This is a genomic window from uncultured Cocleimonas sp. (assembly GCF_947495625.1).
Classification (GTDB): domain Bacteria; phylum Pseudomonadota; class Gammaproteobacteria; order Thiotrichales; family Thiotrichaceae; genus Cocleimonas.
The window spans coordinates 75,600-93,523 of the sequence record NZ_CANLZW010000003.1 but is presented as its reverse complement, the minus strand read 5'-3'; the positions used below and the strand labels follow the sequence as shown (position 1 = coordinate 93,523).

Here is a 17,924-nt window from a genome sequence, read left to right as displayed (position 1 = left end):
TTAGAGTACTGAATATTTCATCGATATTAATTGATGCTTAAGACCTTGATAGCGTTATTTTCGCAGTATTGCCATCTTAGGTCAAAATCAAGTAATTTCATTGAGTAGATTCGTTGTTTGTTAGTGTTATTTTCATGATATGAAGGTCTCGGATCGAGCTCTAATAATTGCCTTATCAAAACTTCAACATCTTCTCCTAAACGATGACTGGCATAATGACACGCCTGAATTATTTCGTCACTCATAAGCACTGTCATTTTGTTTAAGGGTCTCTCTTTTGCATACCCAGCTTCTGCTTCAGGTATTGCATCGACATATGGCAGATAAGGTTTTATATCCAAAATGGGCGTACCATCCATAAGATCACAACCTTTAAGGTGCAACACGACCCTCGAAGATTCTATTTCAATACTTTCCAATTCAACGACCGACAAACCTATTGGGTTAGGACGAAACGTGGAACGCGATGCAAACACACCTACTTTTGTATTTCCACCCAATCGTGGCGGTCGCACCATAGGTTTCCAACCTTGAGATTCTGTTTTATGAAAGGCAAATTGTAGCCAGACATGTGAAAAACCGTCTAATTCTCGAACACTCTCCTCGGTAAATACCTTATCCAGTTTAAGCTGAGCTTTTGCCGCCGTTACTAATCCAGGTTGCCTGGGTATCCCAAACTTCTCTTTAAAACAGGAGGAGATTAATCCTATAGATGTAAAATTCAGGCTTTTCATTCTGCTGGATTATACTGATGCTCCGACCTATTATTAAATGCTTCATACAAAAATAATCAAATGAGACTAGAATTAGAGCTAAACTTAACTACATTCATATTTTACAAAATTATTTTAATTAACCGATGTCAAACAACATAGCTATAAAATAGCAAAGGCCTGATTTTTATGAGTCAAGATAGCGATAAGGATGCCGAGTTGAATAATTATAATATCCAAGTAACCGTTTCTACCCAGTACATAGAAGCTGAATCTAACCCCGAAGCCAGTCGATTTGTTTTTGCTTACACCATTAAAATTGAGAATAAAGGTGATATCGCCGCTAAATTAATCAGTCGCCACTGGATAATTACGGATGCTAATAACCGCATTCAAGAAGTGAAAGGCAAAGGCGTGATTGGCGAACAACCCTATTTAAGGCCTGGCGAATCCTTTGAATACACCAGCGGCACAATGATGGAAACCCCCGTTGGATCAATGCAAGGCACCTATCAAATGGTTGCCGACGATCAACATCACTTTGATGCAATTATCGAGCCGTTTACGCTAGCTCTACCGAGAATGTTGAACTAGTACTCACTGTACGAAAGCCCATCATCAAATAGGTGTTCCATTCATCTTAAGTCAGTAGACAAAATTTGCCATTAGACATAATCTTTGCTTAACCCCAAAGACAATAGTTACCTAATAATTATAATAAAGACTAATAATTGATGAAAATAGCAACTCACTATTTCTCCAGCATTGTTTTATGCACTTTTATTCTGACATTCAGTAGCCAGGCGCATGCCGCTATGTATAAGTATGTAAAAAAAGATGGCTCCACCCTGCTTTCGGGTGAAAAACTCTCAGGCTCTGGATATAAATTAGTAAAAATCTATCAGATCAAGAAAAAAGGCGCGTACAAATCTAGTATTAAGAAAAAGCCCAAAACAGATAAAGTTTCATCAGCGCGAAAAACAAAACAAAAATCCACTTATAAAAAACGTAAGAATTCACGTTTAAGCAACAACAAAGGCATCAAATATGCCAACCTTGTCGACCCTAAAGGTCGCGACAATGGAATTATTGTTGGCTGTGGAAACGATCGACATTTAAACAAACAAGCACGTGTTTACAAAAAACCGATTCAGATTTATTCACGTATTTACGATGTTGATGAAGAACTGATTCACGCAATTGTAAAGCAGGAATCCTGCTTCAATGAAGGCGCGCATTCACGTGTCGGAGCGATAGGCCTGATGCAATTAATGCCACAGACCGCGCTTGGATTAAGAATTAATGACCCCTGGAACCCAGAACATAATATACAGGGTGGCGTAAAATATATTGCAAAAATGCTGGAAAGATTTGATGGTAATTACAAACTTGCAATTGCTGCTTATAATGCCGGACCTGGTAATGTAAATAAATACAACGGGATTCCACCTTTTAACGAAACACGAAATTATGTAAAAAAAGTTTATGCCGAATATAAACGACTGAAAAAAGTTGGGATTGGCTATAAGAAAAAAATACAACTAGCCTCTAAATAACAAAAAATCAGCATATCCGTAATTATAGAAAAATATAGTCACCCCCCTACTTATAGGCACTTTTTACAATTATAGAAGTAAATTAAAAGTACCTAATAGAAAATCCAATATTTTCCATCTTTTTAGCTTTCTCCAATTGTTGACGTATCACAAGCTGTAGTATCCTTACGCCTTGAAATATTGCGTTTAAAATAGGAGTTAAACGATGTCAATGTCTGACCGCGACGGTCTAATCTGGTTTGATGGAAAAATGGTACCTTGGCGTGAAGCCAATGTGCATGTACTTACTCATACATTACATTACGGAATGGGTGTTTTTGAAGGCGTACGTGCTTATAAAACCGATCAAGGACCTGCGATTTTCCGCTTGAAAGAACATACGGATCGTTTGTTTGATTCTGCAAAAATCATGAATATGGAAATGCCATTTTCAAAGGAAGAAATCACTAAAGCACAAATAGCTGCCGTTAAAGAAAATAACCTGGATTCCGCTTACCTAAGACCCATGTGTTTTTATGGCTCAGAAGGTATGGGACTTCGAGCTGATAATCTTAAAACGCATACCATTGTTGCAGCCTGGGAATGGGGTTCGTACCTTGGCGCAGAGAACATGGAAAAAGGATTACGCATTAAGACATCTTCATTCACACGTCACCACGTGAATATCAGTATGTGTAAAGCTAAAGCGAACGGTCATTACATTAATTCTATGCTTGCACTTCAAGAAGCACTAACGGATGGTTATGATGAAGCACTTCTTCTAGATGTTGAAGGTTTTGTTGCAGAAGGTAGTGGTGAAAATATCTTTATCATTAAAAATGGTGTCATCTATACGCCAGACTTAACATCTGCACTCAATGGAATTACTCGCAATACCATTACTGCCTTTGCTAATGATCTTAACTACGAAATCGTAGAAAAGCGCATTACTCGCGATGAAGTCTATATTGCGGATGAAGCCTTCTTTACTGGAACAGCAGCAGAAGTAACTCCCATTCGTGAATTAGACAATAGAGCTATCGGTAACGGTACTCGTGGCCCTATTACTGAAAAATTACAATCATTGTATTTTGACAGCGTTCATGGGAAGGTTGAAAAATACAAAGACTGGTTAACTCTGGTATAACACTATAAGAGTTACAAACAACGAAAGGACATCAAATGGCATCACAGGGAAGTTCAGATAAAGAAGCGGATTATAAAAAGTTAAATATTACGAATGATGTCACTATTACCCGTAATGAATTACCTTTGCATTGTCCGACAAATGTTTCTGCCCTGTGGTGCGCACATCCTAAAGTTTATCTCGCGATAGAAAACTCGAAAGATGGTACTGCACGATGTCCTTATTGCGGAACGTTGTACCATCTTCAAGACTAATTAATATAAACGTTAAAATGCCCTCAAAATTTTTCAACCCACGTTATTGGCCAACTTGGCTTGGGGTTGGAATTCTCAAACTCATTATTCTGCTCCCTTGGTCTGTTCAAATGGTGTTAGGCAAGTGGCTGGGGATTTTGATTTATTCTGTTGCATCCTCTAGAAGAAAAATAAGTCAGATTAATCTGGAAATTGCTTTTCCTGAACTTTCAAAAGCTGACTTAGAAAAACTCAACCGAGATCATTTCATCTCAATGGGTCAAGGCCTTATTGAGGCTGCACTAGGCTGGTGGGGTTCTGATGAAAAAATAGAAAAGCTCGCGCATGTGGAAGACTTTGATTATCTAAGGGATGCATTAAAAGATGGCAATGTCATTATGTTAGGTGCTCATTTTTCTAGCCTGGAAGTAGGTGGAAGAATTATGGCGTTAGAAATGCCCATTCATGTTACCTATCGCCCACACCAAAATGCACTGATAGAATATTTAGTGGCTTTACAAAGAGATACTAAATACGGCAAAGCCATACCTAAAAGCAGAATTCGTGACATGATAAAAAGCATTAAAAATGGATCACCTGTCTGGTATGCCACCGACCAAAACTACCGAGGCAAAGGAAGCTTACCCGTCCCTTTCTTTGGCGTTGATGCTCCAACAAATACGGGTACCGCGAGACTAGCAAAGATGACAAATGCCAAAGTTATACCTTGTATAACAGTCCGTTTAACTGGCAAAAATGACAGCCGCAAAGGCTATCTAATAAAAACTTATCCACCACTTGAGAACTTTCCAAGTGATGACGCATTGAATGACACAACGCGCTTGAATCAGATATTAGAAGATTTGATAAAAGAGTATCCCGATCAATACTTATGGACACATAAGCGATATAAAAATTACAAAACAGAAAATAGAGACTTCTATAAAGAATACTCGAAAAGCCAACTATCAGGTCACAAATCATGATTATCCAGCGCTATCTGGTGCGCGAAATCATGTCTACATTTTCAGCCACTTTACTGGTATTGATGCTGATTATTGTTGGCAATACTTTTGTCCGTTTATTGGGAAAAGTTAGTGGCGGCAATTTACCTATTGATGCGCTGAGCAAACTGGTTTTTCTAGGATCCATTAATGGATTAATAAAACTTGTTCCAATCGCCTTACTGATAGGCATGATGCTCGCATTCGGGCGTCTTTATAGAGACCATGAAATGTCGGCTTTGCATTCCTCCGGCATTGGTCCAAAACAATTTTACAAAGGCATTTTCCTATTTGTTGCACCATTGACGCTCATTATTGCTGGGTTAACCTTATTTGTCATTCCAGATTTAGAGAAAACCAGTTACAACATCAAACAAGAAATAAAACAACGGCCTGAAGCATCTGGTATCCCTGTCGGTGAGTTTATGCACAGTAAAACCGGCGGAAAAAGCATCACTTTATTTGTTGAAGATATCGATGAAGAAAATGTTGTGATGAAACGCTTCTTTATGCACCTAAATGATAAAGAGGAGACGCCTAACAAAACTGAATCTACAGATTCCCCAACTAAAGTTGACGATAAAAAAACAGAAGACAATGTTGAAATTATCGTTTCTGCACAACAAGCCCTACTTTACGTCGACCCCAAGAGCGGCAATAGAATTGTCAAAATAGAAAATGGAAGTCGCTACGATAATAATAAAAGTACCGGTGAATTCAGTATTTTTAATTTTGCAGAACATGGCATTCATATCCCGGCACTCGAAATAAATATTTCTAAAGATTTGGAAACAGAGCCTACTCTTGAATTACTAAAACTTCAGAGTAATGAGAGTAACGCAGAGATCCATTGGCGCTTGGCATTGATTCTTCAAGCACCTGTGATGGCACTTCTGGCATTCCCCCTTAGTCATACGACACCTCGACAAGGACGTTTTGGGAAACTTGCGTTTGGCATACTGCTTTATGCGGTATATGCCAATTTGATCATTACAGGTAAATCAATGATAGAAGATGGGCGAATTCCTAATTGGCTCGGGCTTTGGTGGACCCATGCGATTTTTATTGCTCTCTCCCTGTGGTTGCTCCGTAGACAATATGGAAATCTAAAATGAAGATTTTAGATCGCTATTTATGGAGCTCTACCATCCAAGGCATACTCATTGCATGGCTGGCCTTGGTAATTTTAGATACCTTTTTTGCTTTTATTAATGAAGCGGGGAAAACCAATGCGCTTTACACCACAATGCAGGCAATTATTTATTTAATTTACACTCTTCCAGCTAGTTTCTATGAGTTTTTCCCGACTTCAGTTCTGATTGGGACCCTTTTAGGGTTAGGCAATCTTGCTGCAAACTCTGAATTTATTGCGATGCGAGCCGCCGGAGTATCTATTGGAAATATTGTGTCCTCAGTTATAAAACTAGGTGCTTTGTTGGCGATAGGGATATTTGTTGTCGGCGAGTGGCTAGTCCCTGCCAGTGATTTACATGCGCGTAATTTTAAAGCGCAATTAAAAAATAAAAATATTGTTCTTGTGGATGATTCTGGTCTCTGGGTCAAAGAAAAGCGAAGCATCATCAAAATAGGTAAAGTGTTATCGAGCACACAAGTATCAGATGTGTCGATTTATTCGTTTAAAGAAGATCACTCGGGTCTTGAAACTTTAACCTCAGTGAAAAATGCCAAGGCAAATGATAAAAACTGGGATTTTTATCAAGTTAGTACAACTAAATTTGAAGATAACCATGTGCTGAAGACATCAAATGAATTAGAAACGGATATAGCGTTTATAGACCCAAAAGTTTTAGATGTTGCAAATACTGACCCGAATCAATTATCCAGTAGCGCACTTTCTAAAATTATTGAATACCAAAAACAAAATGCCATCAAGACTGACAAATACGAGCTTATCTACTGGAAAAGATTCTCAATTCCCTTATCGACATTAGTCATGCTGATACTAGCAATGCCATTTTTATTTAGCTCAAACCGGGGGGGTGGCATCGGACAACGAATTTTCGTAGGTATTCTTGTTGGAATCATTTTCTATCTGGCAAACAGAACCGCCAACGAATTAGGTGCGGTTTATGGCTTTTCTCCCCTGGTTAGTGCATTTCTCCCCTCTATTATTTTTCTATTTATTGGGCTTTTGGCAATAAGCAGGAAAACTTGATTCCTTTATAAATTAAATTATCGTTTTTTTACACATCTAAAGCGATTAGATCGAGAGAAAGAATTCACTTACAATGCTAGCCATAACACTCCTACCCCATTTTAACCACCACTTAGGAAGCGAGTAGTAATTCCATGACAGATAGCCCCACACATAATATACCGAGTGACAATTTGAGGTGGTGTCTTGAACAGATAGAAAACGGCCCATGGAGTGCTATCCAATTACGAGGAGAGCAAATATCTGACACTCAGTTCAATCAGGACGATATTGACCTTCTCGTATCTAACGAATCTGCGAAGATTTTACTTAGTGCTATATATACTTGGGTATGTGAACGCAAATGTCACGCTCGAGTTATGTCTCGGAAAAATCGAAAAGTACAACTGATATTGTATTCAACAGATGGGAAAGATTGCGTCATATTCGATCTTTGGCTAGAACTTTGGCAACTTGATCACAAGAGATCCTGCCTCACTTATTCTGGAGCAAAAGATGCAATCAAAACACCGCAAAGTTCTATCAGCAGATTTCCTGCTAATCTTGAAGCATGCATCTATATCCAACATCTTATATGCAAAAAACGCAGCATCGATAATCAATCAACCATTAGTAGATTAAACTACTACAACGAAAACTGTGACAAAGAACTCACAGATGTGATCGTAGATATAGTAAACACTCAAAAAATTTCGCAAACGATCGACGAATTGACACTGAAATATATCAATGAACGATGCTTAATTAAAAGTCCCAGTAACTTTACACACACAACCAAACGATTAAGCTCCCTAATCAAAGAAAGCTGGCTGGCTGCTCCTAGAGAGAACCGAATGATCTCTATCATGGGCAGTGACGGTGCGGGAAAAACAACTATAGCAACCCATTTACTAGAATCAGAAGACAATATATCTCGTGTATTTACCGGTAAACACCTATATAGAAAATCATATATCCATAAACTGTTGGTCATTTTTATCAGACCTCTGCTATTTCAATCGAGAGAGACTTTCGATGAAAAACTAGCGCCGTGGGTTTATCTTAGAGCCAGTCTAGGCATTCGCATAAAATACTGGAGACAGAAAAATAAAGGACTGATGTTAGTAGATAGAACAATTATGGATTTTCTGTATCTAGACAGAAAAACAGATACACCACGATTTTCCAGATTCAGATTTTTATCCAATATCTTCGGCAAAAGAATCCCTATCATTCATTGTATTGTTAATCCTCAAAACATATCTGACAGAAAACCTGAAATGACAGAACAAGGAATCCTGCACTACAACCAGGACATGTTTAACTGCCATTCCCTGCGATCACCCACAGACTACCTGGCATTTAACAATGATTGTTCACTTGAAGATTCTGTGGAAGCGCTCACAACCATACTGAACAAGCTGTGATTCCAGTTAAATCGGTTATAACAAGACATCAGAGTGAGTTATAATTCCAGATCACATTAATCACCATACTCACATTTACAGGATTGCCACCCTATGAGCTCCAGCGAAGTCCTACAACTTAAAGATAAGTCGGCATTTGGCGCAGGCGGCAGGCGACTTTGTTTTACCCATCCTAATGATCCCAGTAAGTGCGTCAAGATACTCAGACAAGATGATGAAAGAACCGTGCGCTTAAAAAAGAAGAGAATTATTCCTGCCAGCTTTCACCGTGAATACGACAATAATCGCCATGAAATGGAAGTGCTGAATGAGCTATACGATCAAATCGGAGAGGGGATGACAGACCACTTGCCGAGATGTTATGGCATGCATGAAACTGACTTGGGACCAGGTCTTGTTTTAGACCTAATCCGAGATGAAGACGGTCAAATTGCAAGAAGTATTCGTCAGCTGATTACCGATGGTTTTGATCTTGCAGATTTACGAACTGCATACGATAAGCTTGGTGATTTCCTGCATGAGCATATAGTACTTTCCAGAAAACTACTTGACCATAACATCGTCGTAAGCTTTGACAAAGATGGTGTCCCAACCATGTATATCATAGACGGATTGGGAGACCCAGCTTTTATACCTCTTGCGCGCTGGTCTAAAACTCTGGGAAGAGCCAAAGTAAAAAGGCGCGTCGAAGAAGCATGGCCCAGGTTTGAGAACTTCGCAAAACAAGGTGGCGTTACGCAAGAAATGCGAAAAAACAGTACGTGGGATCAAGGTATACTTAGACACAGAGATTAAGATTGAACATAAATAAACAATCTCTGAAATCAACAACTATATTCCGAAACACAATTTCGAGACACAGGCACGTTTAATGAGAAACGCCCACACAGAAAAACTGAAAGGCATCATCAGACCTTTTTTTTACAAGCTATTCAAACAATCAGGAAAGAGTTATCTTTGCCCAATCTGTGGATACCAAGGACCCTTTAAAGATAAACGCATAAGCAAACAACCCGATCTGGTTCGTATCGATAGTAAATGCCCCAAATGTGCCTCCAACGAACGTCACCGTATGATGTACCTCGTATTCAACGAAGTATTTAATGCCGCTGAAACACAAGGAAAGAGCGTACTACATATCGCACCGGAAGATTGCCTTAAAGATCTGGTCGCAGAGAAGTTTGAGACGTATCACACCGCTGACTTACTAAAACAAGATGTGGACTTTAACGAAGACGTTCAAGCCATGTCATTCAATGACAACTCCTATGACTGCGTAGTAATTTCAAGGGTACTTACTATACCGCCCGATTTGGATGCAAGTCTTTCTGAGATTCATCGTGTACTCAAACCTGGAGGATTAGCTGTTATAGCAGAAATATATAAACATGAAGAAACCAAAGAGTTTGGTAAAATGATTAACGAGCGTTCTCGTGAAATCGGGATCGACCTCATAGACAAAATTGACACTGTATTCGATGAAGTTGAATGCTTTTCATCAAATCGTTATGACGAACAGTATCAACTGGCGAACAAGATGGTACTCGACGGGCAGCCCACCGATAATTTCCCAGACAAAGTTAAAATCAACAATGTGGGGTTTAGCGAGCTGGTTGTCATTGGCAAAGTCGCGAACAAGACCTAATTAATTGAGAGCAGTTTGTCATGAAATCACCAATGCGCTGGCTAAAGCGTCACAAAGAACTAAAGAAAAATGCCAGCCGACGCATTGAAGTTGAAGCCGCACTTGAACGACGCGAAGGGCAAAAAATAAAATTAAGCCCAGCTGCAGCAAAAGGAGGTTACGATGAGATTTACTATGCATCCAAAAATGGAAGCAGATTTGCAGTAGTTAGAATAAATAGCGAGCACAAAATAATAAATGACCCAATTGGCCCTCTTGACCCTGGTATCCCGCTTGGTCCCGTTGATCGTTTAAGCAGAGAATGGGATGCCTACGTACAACTTGCACCAGGTGGACTTTCTCCTGAACCGCTTTGGCGATCTGAACACGCGATTGCGTGTAGTTGGTTACCCTGGGAAAGACTTTCCGGATATTTAACAAAAAACCGAGCGGAATTATGGAAGGTGCTAAGTAACGTTTTTCCTCTTATTTCAACAATGCATAGTCTAGGAGTGATTCATCTGGATCTTAACCTTGGCAACATACTCATAGACCCAAATAGTGAGAAACTATCAGTCATTGATTTTGAATTTGGCCCCGTGGAATGGGTTAATCAGGAACAACAAATGGCGTTTGACTATTTGCGGCTGATTGACGATTGCCTGAAGCCTAGACGCGGAGGAAAAGTATTACTTGAAGATCCGAATAAATTAATAGAACTGCTCGGGGAGCATGTACCGGAAGCGACAAGAAACGCCGATCTTCACTTCGTTTACTCAAAGCTGCAACGCCTACAGCAACAACCTGAACTTTGTGTGCTGTTACAAACGATTTTCATCAATTTGCCAAACCCTCACACTGAAGAATAGCCTGAACTAGCAATCGAACATTATCTCAAAAAGTCTTTTAAACGTTCTAGTTTTACATTTTTTCTAATAGATTCGACAGTATTTTTTATTTCTTAATACCTCGTCGACCTATTTTCATCTTTAGCTTGAATGCATAAAAGTTATCTTTTCCACTTACCGTTACTCGTTTTAAAAGATAGGGATTTGTTTTTTTAAAATCAGAAATCCCCGTTTCAACAGTCGTCGCATTTGTATACCCTGCTGATTCGACTAAGTCTAAATCAGCTTGATCAAACAAGCCAAACGGGTAGCAAAATGAATGGCACTTAATACCGAAAAGATCTTCTATTTTTTTCTTAGAACACACTATTTCTTCATGCTTCTGTTTTTCTGAAAGCGTCGGCAAATTATCATGAGTAACAGTATGCGAACCTATTTCAATCAAGCCAGATTCTAATAACTCTTTTACCTGTTCGTCTGAAAGCTTAGGCTCAGCCATTAGCTCACCTGAATTATTCTTTTTTTTACGTTTGCTCGACCATTCTCTATTGTGCCGATCAATAACTAAATAAATGGTCGCTTTCGCTTTATATTTCTTTAGCAATGGCAGAGCATTGCTAATGTTATCTTGATAACCATCATCGAAGGTTATAGCGATACTTTTTTCAGGCAACTGATCCTTTTTTGACACTAACTCAGACATCGTAAAGAACTGCCAATCATTATCAATCAGGTATCGAAGCTGCTTTTCAAACATTTCAGGTGAAACACGTAAAGAATTGAATTTTGCCCCTTTGATAGGGTTACTAATCATGTGATACATCAGTATTCTGGGATACTTAAATGGAACTGCCTTTTTCCACCAGGCATATCGATGCGAATAATATGCGCCTAATAACACGAGAAATAAAATCAGTCCTACATAAATAGACATAAACTAATTTTTCTCACTCAATGCGTCATATAAAGCCACAGTCTTATCTAACATTTCCTGTTTACTGTAAACAGCTAGCTCACCTTGAGGAGCTTGAATGCTACCATTATATAATTGCTTACATCGTATTGCGGTTTCTTCAGTATCGTTCAAAGCTACCAGACCAGCCGGATAAACTTGCCCCATAGTTTCACCAACACCACCATGATTATAGGCAATGACTGGCGTTCCCAAACTAATCGCCTCAACGGCTGTGCGACCAAAAGACTCCGGTTGCGTTGAGAGTGACAAAACAGCATTTGAGATAGCGTATATTTCCTTCATGTCTGATCGATAGCCGGCAAAGGTAACGTAGTCTTCAAGCCCATCAGACTTTACTCTTGCATACAGCTCTTGCGCATATTGCTTTCTTTTGGGATCTTCTCCACCAACGATCAAGCCATGCACATTGAGATTTTCTGATTTCAATGTATTCAGAACATCCAGAAAGTCATTGTGACCTTTCAAGCGCGTCAAACGACCCGGCAGGGTGATTACCCATTTCCCCTGAGTTTGTGGATACTCTTGATACCAGGCAGCAAGCCATTCAGCTTCTGGTTGATAGTGAAATGGAAATTCTTTTATATCGATACCGCGTGCAATGGTAATGATTTTATCTTCATTGGTTTCAGGGTATTTATCGAGAATATAAGATTTCACCGTATCTGAAACGGCAATGACTTTCTCACCATAAGTCATTATCTTACTGTAACGACTCACTGAATTTAAACCATGCATTGTGGTGATAAAGTGCGGTCGATTATTTGATGCCATTTTACGCCAGGCTAGCCAAGCCACCCAAGCAGGCATTCTGGATCGTGCATGAATAATATCGATTTTATTCTGCTGCAACCATGCTCGGAGCTTACTGCCCTGCAAAAAAGTCAAAGGTGACTTTTTACCTAAATCCCAAAATATGTGTTCGCTGCCCTCTTCCTCAAGTCTTTTTACTAAACGACCACCTGCAGACATTACAATTGACCTATGTCCGGCATAAACTATTGCTTTAGCAACCTCTAGCGTTCCCTTTTCCACCCCCCCACTTTCAAGGTCAGGAAGTAATTGCAATATCGTTAATTGTTTAGTCATTTATAACTCAAACTTCTCTAATAAAAGTTTTGCACAGCGATCTGCCTCGTAGAGTTCAGTTACTGTATGGGGTCGATCTAGAGTGTTTAAAGAATCAACCGCGCCTTCGCTGATCAATCGGTCAATTTCTTTAGTTATCCGGGAAAGCTTATCATAATCAAGTTCAATTACGCCTGCTTTAGCTCCTGATGTGAGCGCTTCATATATCATTGAAATACTGTCAGCCGTCACCCAAACCTGTTCACTTTCATGCATTTTTTGTGGGAGCCAATCCGAAGAGACATTTTCAGGAACAATTAACACCAATTCCGGGAAATTTGTTTTAACTTCATCGTAGGTATCTTGTGGCGTTCTACGTGAACCAGCAATCACCCATTGGATTTCTGGCTGTTTCGTAAGTACATTCTGGATCTGTTTAATAAGCTTTTTCGAGCTCCATTGATAATGTTTAGAAGGCCCTCCAAGCATTATCAAACCAGTATTCTTCACTGATGACGTTGTATTTGGCACGACACGATTAATCGCACCTACTGTTTCAATGATATTACTTCTGTTACCTGGGTTATCGTGTCTAGGGATAAAACATAAATCAAAAAAGAGAGAAGGCAGACTTGGGCTCATCATCACCACGACCTTTCCACCAAAACACCTTCTATAAGCAAGTAAGCTCAAATGCGTTTGATGTCCTGCCCCTACAATTAAATCTGGAGTATCCTCTTTTTTATTTATAAAACACCAGTTGAACAACCACATTTTCAGTGCTTGAATCTTAGTCAGTAAAGGAGGGCGGACAATATTAATCTGACGATATTTGCTTAATGCTTCAACTAATCCTTCAGATTGATTAGCATGACCAGGTCTTCCATCCGTTAATACCCAGACATTTAATGTATTGTCTTTTTTTATATCTGAGATATTCATTATCTTTTGCTCATCTAATTAGTTTAATAATTAGAAACATTGCCTATATTCACTAACTTTGTCATCCTATAGGATTCTAATCCTTATCGCATTTTAAAACTTCTGTTTTAGCTAATTTAACTATGAAAATATCTATTATCAGCGGCAGCCACCGCCAAAACTCTCAAAGCATCAAAGTAGGCAAACATATTGAGAAAACATTATTAGAATCTAAATTATCTGATGATACTTATTTATTAAGTCTAGCTGGAAATCCAATACCTTTGTGGGATGAATCTATTTGGGAAGGTGATGAAGAATGGAAGCGTATTTTAGATCCCATCTCTGATGAATTAGAGAACAGTGATGGATTTGTAATTATTTCACCTGAATATCACGGGCAAGTACCTGCGGCACTTAAGAATTTCTTTTTAATGTGGAAAAAACAGTTATCTCATAAACCCGCACTTATTGTTGCGGTATCTTCTGTTGACGGTGGTTCTTACCCTGTTGCTGAATTACGCATGAGTAGTTATAAAAACAACCGAATCTGTTATTTACCAGAACACTTAATCATTAGAAATGTAGAATCAGTACTTAACGATGATCAAGAGAAGAATGATGTCGAGGCTGACAACTATTTTCGCGAAAGAATCCAGTGGAGCTTAGGTATACTAAATGAGTATTCCAAAGCTTTGAAATTAGTTAGGGATAGTGGTGCTACTGATACAGATAAGTTTACTAACGGCATGTAAAAGAGTTGAACAAGCAACGTCTAGAAAAAAAGCCCTAAAAGTAGGGGGGTGACTTTTTAAATTATAGGATGGGTTATAGAGGCTTCTGAGCAATGATCATTGCTTCATTTCTTAATCCAGAATCAGTTTTACCTAGCTCTCCATTTTCTCTGTAGAGAATTATCTGTAATGAATCACAAAGATCTAGAAGCTCTCCTGCTTTTAATCGAAAATCAGGATTACTAGGTCCTGTATCAGTCACTTTTAGCTGAGACCAGGTTTGATAAAACAATAACCCTCCCGGCTTTAGTGACTCTACTATTTGAGGGAATAACTCACGATTCAAAAAGTAACTCACTACGATAACATCGTACCTCTTTTCAGGCATTCCATCACTTTCAACGTCTCGAAGAATCGTATCTATCTGTAATTTATTCTCCATAACATAAGAAGACAAACCATCAAGAACAACAGATGAAATATCTACCGCATCGACAATAAAGCCATTTTTAGCTAAAAATTGAGCATTGCCCGCCCTTCCACAAGCTAAATCTAAGGCATCTCCTCCTGAGAGAGGCAGCAGATAAGAATTGTCACTAAGTACTGTTGCGACTTTTGCAGAAGAAAAGTCAGCCTGCTGATATGCTTGATCCCATTTGTCTTTTTTACCTGACATTTATTTCCTCCAGAACGCGGGCGTAAGGACGACAAGCAATGTAAATATTTCTAAACGTCCCATAAGCATCGATAAACACAATAGCCACTTGGAAAAATCACCCACTTCTTTATAGTTTTGTGCCACTTCTCCGAGCCCGGGACCTAGATTATTTAACGTTGCTGCTACAGCAGAAAACGCAGTAACCTGGTCCATTCCTGCAGCCATCAAGATCAACATAAACAGTACAAAAATACCGATATAAACCGAGAAAAACCCCCACACCGCTTGAATAACACTTCTATCAACAGGTTTTTTATTCAATTTAATCGCAATTCGTGCATTTGGATGAATAAGCCTGAGTACTTCACGCCAGCCCTGTTTAAATAACAACAGAACCCTGATTACTTTCATTCCGCCACCTGTAGAACCTGCGCAACCACCAACAAAACTAGCAAGAACTAACAAGACAGGTAAAAATCCAGGCCAATGACTATAATCTGTAGTAGTAAAACCTGTGGTTGTAGCAATCGAAACCACCTGAAACATTGCATGATAGTAGGATTCTGAAAAGCTCCCATAAACATGCATAAAGTATAAATACGCAAGAGTTACAATGGTAAGCAGAACGAATAGCAGACCATATAATCGAAACTCAGAATCTCTTTGGTAAGCTTTTAAGCTCAATGATCGCCAGGCGATGAAATGTAAGCTGAAATTTGCCCCGGACAACAACATAAAGACGACGGCAACAAGTTCTATCGCATGGCTATTAAAATAGCCCATACTCGCGTCATGAGTAGAAAACCCACCAATCGCTACCGTAGAGAAACTATGACTAATAGCATCAAATACATCCATACCCGCAAGATAATATGCAACCGCACAAGTGACAGTAAACGTCAGATAAATAATCCATAACAGCTTTGCTGTGCCTTTTATTCTTGGTGTTAACTTAGAGTCCTTTACAGGGCCAGGAGCCTCAGCACGATATAACTGAATGCCACCAATACCGAGAATGGGTAATATTGCTACAGCCAGTACGATAATACCCATACCGCCCAACCACTGTAACTGTTGCCTGTAGAATAGAATGGATTTGGGTAAATCATCGAGACCTACTATGACAGTAGCTCCGGTAGTCGTTAGTGCAGATACAGACTCAAAAACCGCATCAACAAAAGAGATCTGCAGCTCATGCGAGAAAATTAAGGGTGCAGATCCGGCCATCCCTAGTACGCTCCAGAATAGAACAACTACTAAAAACCCTTCACGTAAACGCAGCTCTCTTTTTCTATGCCGTACAGGAAACCAGAGGACGGCACCTACAATAAAAACAAGTAAAAAACCTTTGATAAATGGTGCTATGGAAAGGTCATTATAAATCCAGCCAACCAAAACGGGTGGCAACATGGTGAAACTGAACAACACCATGAGCAAACCCAAAATACGCTGAATGATAAAAAGTTGCATAAAGAATCAGGCCTAAATGTGGCCTAAACCAACCTGAAACATTTTTTCAACGGCATTAATATAGCGTTTATCAGCAAGGAATAAGATGACATGGTCTTCTTCTTCTATGACGGTGTCATGATGCGGCATGATTACCTCATCTTTGCGAACAATAGCACCTACGGTAGCACCAGGAGGTAATTTTAAATCAGCACGCTTCCTACCAACGACGCGTGAATTTTTAGCATCACCATGAGCGACAACTTCAATGACTTCTGCATCACCTTTACGTAATGAGTGCACTGATACAATGTCTCCACTTCTAATATGGGTGAGTAACGCACCAATAGTTATCTGCTGAGGAGAAACGGCATGATCTATATTGGCATTTTCGACTAAATCCACATAACCCGTTCGATTCACTAAAGACATCACTTTTCGTGCCCCCAATCGTTTAGCAAGCATTGCCGATAAAATATTAGCTTCATCATCATTGGTCAGCGCACAAAAGATATCAGTATCTTCAATATTCTCTTCAAGCAGTAAAGACTCATCTGCAGCATCACCTTCTAGAACGATTGTCTTATTTAAACTCTCTGCAAGCTTTTTTGCAATTTCAGGGGACTTTTCAATTATTTTGACTTTGTATCTGCCTTCTTCGAGTGCATTGGCCAATCTTCTTCCTACATTTCCGCCGCCAGCAATCATAATGCGTTTGTACGGCCTATCGACACTTCTTAATTCACTGACGACAGCTCTGATATGTTGAGCACTCGCGATAACAAAAATTTCATCGTTAGCCTCGATGACAGTACTTCCATTTGGACTAATCGCTTTTCCATCTCGAAATATCGCTGTGATCCTTACCTTCACTTCTGGTAGGTGCTCTCTCAATTTCCGGATTTCACGGCCAACCATCGGCCCTTCATGGAATGCTTTAACCGCGACCAATCTTACTCGACCACCAGCAAAATCTAAAACCTGAGTAGTACCTGGATTAGAAATAAGGCGAAAAATATAATTGGTAATTAACTGTTCTGGACTGATCAAAACATCAACCGGAATTAATTCAGGTGTGAACAGTTCTGGGTGTTGCAAATAACCTGAAGCTCTTACTCTAGCTATACGTGTTGGGGTTCTAAACAAACTGTATGCAATCTGGCAAGCCATCATATTAACCTCATCACTATTGGTGACGGCAATTAACATGTCAGCATCATTCACATTGGCCTGCTCTAAAACATCGGGGTGAGATGCTGGGCCTAAACGAGTATGTACATCCAGCTTTTCTCTGAGATCACGAAGCGAAGCAATGTCTGTATCAATGATAGTAATATCATTATCTTCATTCGCTAGATTTCTCGCTAAGGAGCTACCAACCTGACCTGCTCCCAGAATAACAATATTCATTGCTTAATTTCCCACACACTGCTAA

Annotated in this window: 19 protein-coding genes; 12 read left to right on the top strand and 7 right to left on the bottom strand. The window is 39.4% G+C overall.

Translation table 11 applies throughout. From position 1 onward, the window contains the following. Nucleotides 1-26: 26 nt before the first annotated feature. Nucleotides 27-734: a tRNA (N6-threonylcarbamoyladenosine(37)-N6)-methyltransferase TrmO gene (tsaA, locus tag Q1A31_RS02645; protein ID WP_299871940.1), complete on the bottom strand. Its 708-nt coding sequence runs from the start codon at nucleotides 732-734 to the stop codon at nucleotides 27-29. Between the two features lie 168 nt (nucleotides 735-902). On the opposite strand from tsaA, the gene apaG reads away from it, so the two are divergent. The 11 genes from apaG (at nucleotide 903) to Q1A31_RS02590 (ending at nucleotide 10,707) form a co-directional block, all read left to right on the top strand. Further along, nucleotides 903-1,307 (top strand): Co2+/Mg2+ efflux protein ApaG, encoded by a 405-nt coding sequence (gene apaG, locus Q1A31_RS02640; protein WP_299871937.1) that lies wholly within the window; start codon nucleotides 903-905, stop codon nucleotides 1,305-1,307. A gap of 140 nt (nucleotides 1,308-1,447) precedes the next feature. Next, nucleotides 1,448-2,269: a lytic transglycosylase domain-containing protein gene (locus tag Q1A31_RS02635; RefSeq protein ID WP_299871934.1), complete on the top strand. Its 822-nt coding sequence runs from the start codon at nucleotides 1,448-1,450 to the stop codon at nucleotides 2,267-2,269. Nucleotides 2,270-2,474: 205 nt separating this feature from the next. Continuing rightward, nucleotides 2,475-3,395, top strand: a complete 921-nt coding sequence (locus Q1A31_RS02630; protein WP_299871931.1) for a branched-chain amino acid transaminase — start codon at nucleotides 2,475-2,477, stop codon at nucleotides 3,393-3,395. A 35-nt stretch (nucleotides 3,396-3,430) separates the two neighbouring features. Then, a complete protein-coding gene (locus Q1A31_RS02625; protein ID WP_299871929.1) occupies nucleotides 3,431-3,649 on the top strand; it encodes a zinc-finger domain-containing protein in 219 nt (72 codons plus the stop codon). Nucleotides 3,650-3,666: 17 nt separating this feature from the next. Then, nucleotides 3,667-4,614: a lipid A biosynthesis lauroyl acyltransferase gene (locus tag Q1A31_RS02620; RefSeq protein WP_299871927.1), complete on the top strand. Its 948-nt coding sequence runs from the start codon at nucleotides 3,667-3,669 to the stop codon at nucleotides 4,612-4,614. Beyond that, nucleotides 4,611-5,747, top strand: coding sequence for an LPS export ABC transporter permease LptF (lptF, locus tag Q1A31_RS02615; RefSeq protein WP_299871923.1), 1,137 nt, complete (start codon nucleotides 4,611-4,613; stop codon nucleotides 5,745-5,747). The genes Q1A31_RS02620 and lptF overlap by 4 nt, the downstream gene beginning before the upstream one ends. After that, complete coding sequence (lptG, locus tag Q1A31_RS02610) at nucleotides 5,744-6,808, top strand: LPS export ABC transporter permease LptG (protein ID WP_299871920.1); 1,065 nt, start codon at nucleotides 5,744-5,746, stop codon at nucleotides 6,806-6,808. The genes lptF and lptG overlap by 4 nt, the downstream gene beginning before the upstream one ends. Nucleotides 6,809-6,942: 134 nt before the next feature. Beyond that, nucleotides 6,943-8,214 carry a hypothetical protein gene (locus Q1A31_RS02605; protein ID WP_299871917.1) on the top strand — a complete coding sequence of 424 codons (1,272 nt, stop codon included), beginning with the start codon at nucleotides 6,943-6,945 and terminating at the stop codon, nucleotides 8,212-8,214. 93 nt (nucleotides 8,215-8,307) lie between these two features. Continuing rightward, the gene (locus Q1A31_RS02600; RefSeq protein WP_299871914.1) at nucleotides 8,308-9,009 is read left to right on the top strand and encodes a YrbL family protein; all 702 of its coding nucleotides are present in this window, start codon (nucleotides 8,308-8,310) and stop codon (nucleotides 9,007-9,009) included. A 76-nt stretch (nucleotides 9,010-9,085) separates the two neighbouring features. Further along, nucleotides 9,086-9,859: a class I SAM-dependent methyltransferase gene (locus Q1A31_RS02595; protein ID WP_299871911.1), complete on the top strand. Its 774-nt coding sequence runs from the start codon at nucleotides 9,086-9,088 to the stop codon at nucleotides 9,857-9,859. Nucleotides 9,860-9,879: 20 nt separating this feature from the next. After that, the gene (locus tag Q1A31_RS02590) at nucleotides 9,880-10,707 is read left to right on the top strand and encodes a lipopolysaccharide kinase InaA family protein (protein ID WP_299871908.1); all 828 of its coding nucleotides are present in this window, start codon (nucleotides 9,880-9,882) and stop codon (nucleotides 10,705-10,707) included. An 85-nt stretch (nucleotides 10,708-10,792) separates the two neighbouring features. On the opposite strand, the gene Q1A31_RS02585 is transcribed toward Q1A31_RS02590, so the two are convergent. The 3 genes from Q1A31_RS02585 to Q1A31_RS02575 are packed head-to-tail and all read right to left on the bottom strand — an operon-like array spanning nucleotide 10,793 to nucleotide 13,669. Next, complete coding sequence (locus Q1A31_RS02585; protein ID WP_299871905.1) at nucleotides 10,793-11,620, bottom strand: polysaccharide deacetylase family protein; 828 nt, start codon at nucleotides 11,618-11,620, stop codon at nucleotides 10,793-10,795. A 3-nt stretch (nucleotides 11,621-11,623) separates the two neighbouring features. Beyond that, complete coding sequence (locus tag Q1A31_RS02580; protein ID WP_299871902.1) at nucleotides 11,624-12,748, bottom strand: glycosyltransferase family 4 protein; 1,125 nt, start codon at nucleotides 12,746-12,748, stop codon at nucleotides 11,624-11,626. Further along, the gene (locus tag Q1A31_RS02575) at nucleotides 12,749-13,669 is read right to left on the bottom strand and encodes a mitochondrial fission ELM1 family protein (protein WP_299871899.1); all 921 of its coding nucleotides are present in this window, start codon (nucleotides 13,667-13,669) and stop codon (nucleotides 12,749-12,751) included. A 122-nt stretch (nucleotides 13,670-13,791) separates the two neighbouring features. Here Q1A31_RS02575 and Q1A31_RS02570 point away from each other — a divergent pair, with 122 nt between their 5' ends. Continuing rightward, nucleotides 13,792-14,403, top strand: coding sequence for an NADPH-dependent FMN reductase (locus tag Q1A31_RS02570; protein WP_299871896.1), 612 nt, complete (start codon nucleotides 13,792-13,794; stop codon nucleotides 14,401-14,403). Between the two features lie 73 nt (nucleotides 14,404-14,476). Here Q1A31_RS02570 and Q1A31_RS02565 read toward each other — a convergent pair whose 3' ends face one another. From Q1A31_RS02565 to trkA, 3 genes are read right to left on the bottom strand one after another with little or no spacing between them, the layout of a single operon-like run. Continuing rightward, nucleotides 14,477-15,058: a methyltransferase domain-containing protein gene (locus Q1A31_RS02565; RefSeq protein ID WP_299871893.1), complete on the bottom strand. Its 582-nt coding sequence runs from the start codon at nucleotides 15,056-15,058 to the stop codon at nucleotides 14,477-14,479. Beyond that, nucleotides 15,059-16,510: a TrkH family potassium uptake protein gene (locus Q1A31_RS02560; protein WP_299871891.1), complete on the bottom strand. Its 1,452-nt coding sequence runs from the start codon at nucleotides 16,508-16,510 to the stop codon at nucleotides 15,059-15,061. A 12-nt stretch (nucleotides 16,511-16,522) separates the two neighbouring features. Then, complete coding sequence (gene trkA, locus Q1A31_RS02555) at nucleotides 16,523-17,899, bottom strand: Trk system potassium transporter TrkA (RefSeq protein WP_299871888.1); 1,377 nt, start codon at nucleotides 17,897-17,899, stop codon at nucleotides 16,523-16,525. Between the last annotated feature and the right edge of the window lie 25 nt (nucleotides 17,900-17,924).

Excerpts from the sequence above, each read along its gene's own strand:
- Q1A31_RS02605 (WP_299871917.1), top strand. The coding sequence starts at position 6,943 with ATGACAGATAGCCCCACACATAATATACCGAGTGACAATTTGAGGTGG.
- lptG (WP_299871920.1), top strand. The coding sequence starts at position 5,744 with ATGAAGATTTTAGATCGCTATTTATGGAGCTCTACCATCCAAGGCATA.
- apaG (WP_299871937.1), top strand. The coding sequence starts at position 903 with ATGAGTCAAGATAGCGATAAGGATGCCGAGTTGAATAATTATAATATC.
- Q1A31_RS02630 (WP_299871931.1), top strand. The coding sequence starts at position 2,475 with ATGTCAATGTCTGACCGCGACGGTCTAATCTGGTTTGATGGAAAAATG.
- Q1A31_RS02620 (WP_299871927.1), top strand. The coding sequence starts at position 3,667 with ATGCCCTCAAAATTTTTCAACCCACGTTATTGGCCAACTTGGCTTGGG.
- Q1A31_RS02580 (WP_299871902.1), bottom strand. The coding sequence starts at position 12,748 with ATGACTAAACAATTAACGATATTGCAATTACTTCCTGACCTTGAAAGT.
- Q1A31_RS02600 (WP_299871914.1), top strand. The coding sequence starts at position 8,308 with ATGAGCTCCAGCGAAGTCCTACAACTTAAAGATAAGTCGGCATTTGGC.
- Q1A31_RS02595 (WP_299871911.1), top strand. The coding sequence starts at position 9,086 with ATGAGAAACGCCCACACAGAAAAACTGAAAGGCATCATCAGACCTTTT.
- Q1A31_RS02585 (WP_299871905.1), bottom strand. The coding sequence starts at position 11,620 with ATGTCTATTTATGTAGGACTGATTTTATTTCTCGTGTTATTAGGCGCA.
- Q1A31_RS02570 (WP_299871896.1), top strand. The coding sequence starts at position 13,792 with ATGAAAATATCTATTATCAGCGGCAGCCACCGCCAAAACTCTCAAAGC.
- trkA (WP_299871888.1), bottom strand. The coding sequence starts at position 17,899 with ATGAATATTGTTATTCTGGGAGCAGGTCAGGTTGGTAGCTCCTTAGCG.
- lptF (WP_299871923.1), top strand. The coding sequence starts at position 4,611 with ATGATTATCCAGCGCTATCTGGTGCGCGAAATCATGTCTACATTTTCA.
- Q1A31_RS02590 (WP_299871908.1), top strand. The coding sequence starts at position 9,880 with ATGAAATCACCAATGCGCTGGCTAAAGCGTCACAAAGAACTAAAGAAA.
- Q1A31_RS02635 (WP_299871934.1), top strand. The coding sequence starts at position 1,448 with ATGAAAATAGCAACTCACTATTTCTCCAGCATTGTTTTATGCACTTTT.
- tsaA (WP_299871940.1), bottom strand. The coding sequence starts at position 734 with ATGAAAAGCCTGAATTTTACATCTATAGGATTAATCTCCTCCTGTTTT.
- Q1A31_RS02560 (WP_299871891.1), bottom strand. The coding sequence starts at position 16,510 with ATGCAACTTTTTATCATTCAGCGTATTTTGGGTTTGCTCATGGTGTTG.
- Q1A31_RS02575 (WP_299871899.1), bottom strand. The coding sequence starts at position 13,669 with ATGAATATCTCAGATATAAAAAAAGACAATACATTAAATGTCTGGGTA.
- Q1A31_RS02565 (WP_299871893.1), bottom strand. The coding sequence starts at position 15,058 with ATGTCAGGTAAAAAAGACAAATGGGATCAAGCATATCAGCAGGCTGAC.
- Q1A31_RS02625 (WP_299871929.1), top strand. The coding sequence starts at position 3,431 with ATGGCATCACAGGGAAGTTCAGATAAAGAAGCGGATTATAAAAAGTTA.